Raw genomic sequence first — 6778 nt, forward strand, 5'->3', positions numbered from 1 at the left:
GGTGCGGGTGCGGGTGCGGGTGCGGGCGCCTGGGCCGCCGCCAGTTGAGCGGCCGGCGCGGCGGGTGTGGCGGTGACGGGCTCGGCGGTCGCTGTACGCACCGCCACCGCGGGTCCGGTGGCCGCCTGGACAGGCGCGGAAGCGCTGGTCAGGTTGGACGCGGCCAGACTCGCCGCCTGCGGCGACAGGCTCACCACGGCGGAGGCCTCGACCGGCGATGCCGTCGACGAATCGTCCACGCCCGCTTCACGCACGCGCGCCGACTGCCCGGTGGTCGCACCGGGACCGTTCAAAGTCGTTGTGTTGTTGGAAACAGGAATCATGGCGAGCCTCCCGCGAGGTGTCCGCACATTTCGGCCAGCGGATGCCGGGACCGGGACGGGTCCCGGGCCATCGCCCTTCCAGGGCATGTTCGGTTTATCGGCGGGCGATCTCCGGACTTTAGGCCTCGATCCGCACCTTTCGCGTTTTCTTGATAGGGATAAACCCCTAATCCCGGGCCTGAAGGGGGTTCGAACCCGCAAGTCCACTCGCCGGAAACCCCTCTCGCCATCGGTTAAATTGCACCGATGGGTCTCCGCTCCTTCGCAACCGCTCACATTCCAGGCCTGACCGGGCTGGCCGGCCCCAAGGCCGCGCCGGACACGGCCGCCGAGGCGTCCTCGTTCGACGCGCTCGTGGACCGCCTGCACTATCTGCCCAAGGCCGACGTCAAGCGCATCCGCGAGGCCTACAAGTTCGCCGACGAGGCCCACCTGGGCCAGTTCCGGGCCAGCGGGGAACCCTACATCACCCATCCGATCGCCGTCGCCGGCCTGTGCGCCGACTGGCGCCTGGACGCGCAGGCCATCATGGCCGCGCTGATGCACGACGCGATGGAGGACTGCGGCGTCACCAAGACCGAGCTGATCGAGCGCTTCGAGGCGCCGACCGCCGAGCTGGTCGACGGTCTGACCAAGCTGGACAAGCTGCAGTTCTCGACCCGCGAGGAATCGCAGGCGGAGAGCTTCCGCAAGATGCTGCTGGCGATGGCGCGCGACGTCCGCGTCATCCTGATCAAGCTGGCCGATCGCCTGCACAACATGCGCACGATGCAGCACATGGCGTTCGACAAGCGCCGCCGCATCGCCCGCGAGACGCTCGACATCTACGCGCCGATCGCCCACCGGCTGGGCCTCAACGAGATCTACCGCGAGCTGCAGGAACTCTCGTTCCAGTACATCCACCCGTGGCGCCACGGCGCGCTGGCCAAGGCCGTGACCAAGGCGCGCGGCCACCGGCGCGACCTGGTGTCGCGCATCGAGCGCGACGTGCAGAAGGCCTTCTCCGAAGCCAACCTGCGCGTCGAGATCCAGGGCCGCGAGAAGACGCTCTTCAGCATCTACAAGAAGATGAGAGAGAAGCACCTGAGCTTCGCGCAGGTGAGCGACATCTTCGGTTTCCGCGTCATCGTGCAGGACCTGCCGCAGTGCTACTGGTCGCTGGGCGTGCTGCACCAGCTCTACAAGCCGCAGCCGGGCCGCTTCAAGGACTATGTCGCCATCCCCAAGCCCAACGGCTACCAGTCGCTGCACACCACGCTGGTGAGCCCGCTGGGCACGCCGGTGGAATTCCAGATGCGCACCGAGGCCATGCACATGGTCGCCGAGAAGGGCGTGGCGGCGCACTGGCTGTACAAGAGCAAGGGCGACGCCAAGGGCGCGCAGCAGTTGGGCTCGCGCTGGCTGCAGTCGCTGCTGGACATCCAGGACGAGACCCGCGACGCCACCGAGTTCCTGGAGCACGTCAAGATCGACCTGTTCCCCGACGCGGTCTACGTGTTCACGCCGAAGTCCAAGATCATGGCGCTGCCCAAGGGCGCGACGCCGGTGGACTTCGCCTATGCGATCCACTCGGACGTGGGCGACCATTGCGTCGCCGCGAAGGTCAACGGCGAGCCGGTGCCGCTGCGCACCGAGCTGCGCAGCGGGGACGTGATCGAGGTCGTCACCGCCGCCGGCGCGCGACCGAACCCGGCCTGGCTGAGCTTCGTGCGCACCGGGCGGGCGCGCTCCAAGATCCGCCACTTCCTGAAGAACCTGGAGCAGGAGGAGTCGCGCGAGCTCGGCCACAAGATGCTGGCGCAGGCGCTGCGCGCGGAAGGCCTGGCGCTGCCCAGCCTCCAGCCCGAGGACGAGACCGCCGCCGCGCTGTGGCAAGACCTGGCGCGCTGGGCGGGCAACCGGCATGTCGACGAGCTGCTCGTCGAGATCGGCCTGGGACGCAAGATCGCGACGATCGTGGCGAAGAAACTGGCGCGCACCCTGTCCGACCAGGGTCAGCGACCCGACGCGGTGCTGCTGACGATGGGCCGCTTCGCCACCGACGACGCCCCGTCCCAGGGTCAGGTCCTGATCGACGGCAGCGAAGGGGCGTCGGTCCGGCTGGCCACCTGCTGCCGCCCGATCCCGGGCGACGACATCAAGGGCTACCTCGGCCGCGGTGAGGGCCTGGTGGTCCACACGGCCGAATGCTCGGTCGGACGACGCCTGTTCCAGCGCGACAGCGAGCACTGGATCGCCGTCGGCTGGGGCGAGGAACTCAGCCGCAGCTTCGAGGCGGAGGTCGGCGTGCTGATGCGCAACGGCAAGGGCGTGCTGGCGCAGATCGCGACCGCGGTCAGCAGCGCGGAGGCCGACATCACCCACATCGCCATGAGCGACGACTCGCAGCAGCGCGAGACCGCGGAGATGACGCTGCTGCTGGCGGTGCGCGACCGGCTGCACCTGGCCGATGCGCTGCGCACGCTCAAGCGCTCGAGCGCGGTGATGCGCGCCTGGCGCGTGAAGCCCTGATCGGGCTCCCGGCCTCTCGGGCTACTCAGGCTTCGCCGGTTCCGGGTATCGGACCTCGACCACCTCGATCCGGTCCACGCCGACCGGCGTCACCAGTTGCAGTTCGTCGCCCTCGCGCGCCTTGAGCAGCGTGCGCGCGATCGGCGACACCCAGCTCACCTCGCCCGCCAGGCTGTCCGACTCGTCGATGCCCTTGATGGTGATGGTCCGTTCCTCGCCTTTGCCGTTGGCGTAGGTCACGGTCGCGCCGAAGAACACCTGGTCGCTGCCGTGGTGGGCGCTCGGGTCCACGACCTCGGCGATGTCCAGCCGCTTGGTGAGGAAGCGCAGGCGGCGGTCGATCTCGCGCAGCCGCTTCTTGCCGTAGAGGTAGTCCCCGTTTTCCGAACGGTCGCCGTTCTTGGCGGCCCAGGAGACGATCTCGACGATCTTGGGGCGCTCGACGTCCAGCAGCTGCATGAACTCGGCGCGCAGTCGGGCGTATCCCGCCGGCGTCATGTAGTTGCGCGAGCCTTGCGGCAATGCGGGCAGCGACGGGCCGTCGTCATCGTCGTCGCTCTCGGATTCCTTCGTGAATGCCTTGCTCATGCGGCTATTGTGTCGCGCCCCGGCGGCGTCTTCGCCCAGGTGTCCGGAGACCCGGTCAGCGGCACGTTATGGTGTGACGACCCAACATTCCCCGGAAGGCGCGGCATGAGCGACACCTTGGACAACGGCCCGAAGGGTCCCTTGAGCGGATTGCGAATTGTGGAACTCGCCGGCATCGGCCCTGCACCGTTCGCAGGACTCGTGCTGGCTGACTTCGGCGCCGAGGTGACGGTCGTGGAGCGGCCTGGCGGTGAGACACGTCTGGGCGGCGGCGCGGCGCTGAATCGCGGGAAGATCGTCGTGCAGGCCGATCTCAAATCGCCTGCGGGACTGGCCCGGGTGCGCGAGCTCATCGCAGGCGCCGACGCGCTGATCGAGGGCTTCCGGCCCGGCGTGATGGAGCGGCTCGGGCTGGGGCCGGATACGCTGTTGGCGGCTCATCCGAAGCTGGTCTACGCCCGGCTCACCGGCTGGGGCCAGAGCGGCCCGCTGGCGCAGCGCGCCGGGCACGACATCAACTACGTCGCGCTGAGCGGCCTGATGCCCTTCTCGGCCCGCGCCGGGCAGCCGCCGACGCTGCCGGCCACCTTGCTCGGGGACATCGGTGGCGGCGCGATGACGATGCTCTTCGGCCTGATGTGTGCGCTGTGGGAGTCGCGCCGCTCAGGTCGCGGCCAGGTCGTGGACGCGGCGATCGTCGACGGCGTCGGCTACATGGGAACGCTCATCCAGGCACTGCGGGCCGGCGGCCGCTGGGATGACGAGCCCTCCCGCAACCTCTTCCTGCACAGCGCCCACTTCTACGACTGCTTCGAATGCGCGGATGGGCGCTGGCTGTCGCTGGGCGCGATCGAGGCGCCCTTCCAGCAGGAACTCATGGCGCGCCTCGGACTGCCGTCACCGTCGCCGCTGCAGGACGATCCCGTGCACTGGCCGGCGTTGCGCGACGCGGTCGCCGCCCGGATCCGGCAGGAATCGCTCGCGCACTGGGTCGCGGTCTTCGAAGGGAGCGACGCCTGCGTCGCACCGGTCCTGACCGCGGCCGAAGCGCCCTTGCATCCGCATCAGCAGGCCCGCCGCAACTTCTTCATGCAGGACGGACTCGCCTGGCCGATGCCGGCGCCGAAACTCTCTCGCACGCCGGCCAGGCCCGGGTCGCCGGTCGCCGCGAGCGATCGCCAGCAGGAGTTATTCGAGTCGGACGATATTCGCCCGGAATAATCCCGCGCCACCATTCAAACTGGCCCGCGAATGGAATATGAGGGTGCTGGAAGGGTGCCGGAAATGATTCAGGCAAAGAAAAAAGCCAGCGTCTTTCAACGCTGGCTTTTTATTTGGTGCGGCTGGCAGGATTCGAACCCACGACCCCTTGGTTCGTAGCCAAGTACTCTATCCAACTGAGCTACAGCCGCTCGACTTTTACTGATCAGGAACCGCCGTCGTGGAAGCGATCCCAGGTTTTTGTTGTTACTTCTTCTTTTGCTTGCCGAATCTCCAGTGACCCGGAGATTCAACAGTTTTTCTGGTGCGGCTGGCAGGATTCGAACCCACGACCCCTTGGTTCGTAGCCAAGTACTCTATCCAACTGAGCTACAGCCGCTGAAAGACTGCGACTATAGCATGCGTTTTTGAAGGTCTGCAAGTATCTCGACGAAAAATCATTCCATCGCGCGATCCCGGCGCCGTCCAGAGCGCCCTTCCAGACCGCCCAGGCTTCAACCCAGACGTGCCGCCGCCTCGTAGCAGCGGGCGCGGCGTTCGGTGTCGTCGTCCTGGTCCGCCATCTCCGCCAGCCGCAGCCAACTGCGGCGGCGTGCATTGACGGTCAGTTCGCGATCCTCGGCCGCCTGCTCCAGCATCAGGCGGGCCTTGCCCCAGAGCTGGCGCTCCGCCAGCGCATGTCCCAGCGCCAGGGCCATCGTGCCGTCGCGCGGGAAACGCAGCACGGCGCCCTCCAGACGCTGCAGCCACTCCGGCCCCAGTCCGGGCATGCACAGCACCAGCGCCTCAGCCAGCGCACGGCGCTCGTCGGCGCCCTGCTCCGCGATCGAGTCCCAGAACGGCCGCAGCCAGCCGCGTCCGTCCTCCGGCGCGCCCAGGCTGGCCGCGCAGTTCGCCGCCCGCGACGCGACGAACACATCGCGCCGGTCCGAGGCGTCCAACTGCTGCCAGATGCCGCGCAACTGGTCGATGTCGCGGGCGGTGTCCAGCGCCTCGCACGCGAGCGAGCGCAGCAGGCCTTGCGCCGCCGATTTCGAAAAGCCCTGGTGCTTGGCGAGCAGCCGCGCGGTGCGCAGCGCCTCGAGCGGCTCATGCGCCAGGCGGCTGCCCTGCAATTTCAGTCGCAAGGCCTGCGTGCGGCGCGCGACACCCGGCGTCAGTTCGCCCAGCAGGCCGAGCGCGCGCGGCGCGTCGCGGTCGTCGAGCGCCCATTCCGCGGCCAGCAGTCTGGCGCCCTCTTCCTGCACGCGGGCGCCAGCCGAAGTCGCCGCCACCTGCAGCGCCTGGCGCAGATGCTCGTCGCGATTGCGCCGGTCCTGCAGCCTGTGGGCGCTCTGCGCGGCCACCAGGTGCGCCAGGGCCATGAAGGCGCCGTCCTGCGCCAGGTCGGGCGTCTGCGCCTGGATGGCGAGCGCGCGTTGCGCCGCCTTCTGCGCGCGGCTGTAGCGGGCGCCGAAGTACTCCGCCCAGGCCTCGCGCAGGGCGACCTGCGCGCTGCGTTCGCGCTGGGCCATGCGCCACAGGCGCGCCCGTTTGGGCAGCGTCAGCAGCGCGTCCAGCGTCTGCATCAGCGTCATCAGCGCGAAGCAGCCCGCCACCAGCAGCAGCAGGAACAGGTTGAGCGACAGGTCCATGCGCCAGCCGCGCCAGTAGAAGCTGGCGAGGCCGTCGTTGTTGCCCAGCGTCAAGGCCGCGACCACGGCCGCGACGAACAGCAGCACCAGCCAGATCACCATGCGCATGGCGATCTCCTCAGCGCGCGACCGCGCTCAGCGCGGCCAGCGTGTCGTCGGGACGCGGCACGGTGACCTGCCGGGACTGGCCCTGCACCTGGCGCAGCAACTCCGTCGTCTGGGTCAGCTTGCGCGAGCGTGCGTCGAAGTAGCGGTCCAGCATCGCCTGCGCCTCGCGCAGATCGACCTGCGCGGTGTCGAACTGCCGGCTCAGCAGCGCCAGCCGGGCGTTCAGCAAGCGCAGCTTGAGGTTCTCGCGGAGGAAGAAGGACTGCTCGGGCGCGATCAGCGCGGCCTCCGGGTGGTCGATGCGCGTGACGCGCAGCAGGCCGCGGGCTTCGCGCCAGACGTCGCCGGACAGCGTCGTCCAGCGCTCGCCGGCCTGGTCCCAGAGGCGGGTCC

Annotated in this window: 5 protein-coding genes, 2 tRNA genes and 1 pseudogene; 2 read left to right on the top strand and 6 right to left on the bottom strand. The window is 68.9% G+C overall.

Annotated elements, in window-relative coordinates; translation table 11 throughout:
* Positions 1-323 (bottom strand): annotated as a pseudogene (locus tag VF536_RS16245) (hypothetical protein); the annotation flags it as partial.
* A gap of 246 nt (positions 324-569) precedes the next feature.
* Here VF536_RS16245 and VF536_RS16250 point away from each other — a divergent pair.
* Positions 570-2834: a RelA/SpoT family protein gene (locus tag VF536_RS16250; protein ID WP_088405310.1), complete on the top strand. Its 2265-nt coding sequence runs from the start codon at positions 570-572 to the stop codon at positions 2832-2834.
* A gap of 21 nt (positions 2835-2855) precedes the next feature.
* Here the strand turns inward: VF536_RS16250 and greB are convergent, their stop codons facing one another.
* On the bottom strand, positions 2856-3422 hold the full coding sequence (greB, locus tag VF536_RS16255) for a transcription elongation factor GreB (protein WP_331615907.1): 567 nt from the start codon (positions 3420-3422) through the stop codon (positions 2856-2858).
* 105 nt (positions 3423-3527) lie between these two features.
* On the opposite strand from greB, the gene VF536_RS16260 reads away from it, so the two are divergent.
* Positions 3528-4643, top strand: coding sequence for a CaiB/BaiF CoA-transferase family protein (locus VF536_RS16260; RefSeq protein WP_331615908.1), 1116 nt, complete (start codon positions 3528-3530; stop codon positions 4641-4643).
* 114 nt (positions 4644-4757) lie between these two features.
* Here the strand turns inward: VF536_RS16260 and VF536_RS16265 are convergent.
* The 4 genes from VF536_RS16265 to VF536_RS16280 form a co-directional block, all read right to left on the bottom strand.
* Positions 4758-4834: transfer RNA gene (locus tag VF536_RS16265), tRNA-Arg, on the bottom strand.
* A 111-nt stretch (positions 4835-4945) separates the two neighbouring features.
* Positions 4946-5022 (bottom strand) — tRNA-Arg (locus VF536_RS16270).
* 115 nt (positions 5023-5137) lie between these two features.
* The gene (locus VF536_RS16275) at positions 5138-6385 is read right to left on the bottom strand and encodes a heme biosynthesis HemY N-terminal domain-containing protein (protein ID WP_331615909.1); all 1248 of its coding nucleotides are present in this window, start codon (positions 6383-6385) and stop codon (positions 5138-5140) included.
* Between the two features lie 10 nt (positions 6386-6395).
* Positions 6396-6778: uroporphyrinogen-III C-methyltransferase (locus tag VF536_RS16280; RefSeq protein WP_331615910.1), on the bottom strand; the 383-nt coding region annotated here is incomplete at its 5' end.

The sequence above is a fragment of the Roseateles sp. genome, assembly GCF_036486225.1.
In the GTDB taxonomy this organism is placed as follows: Bacteria; Pseudomonadota; Gammaproteobacteria; order Burkholderiales; family Burkholderiaceae_C; genus Roseateles.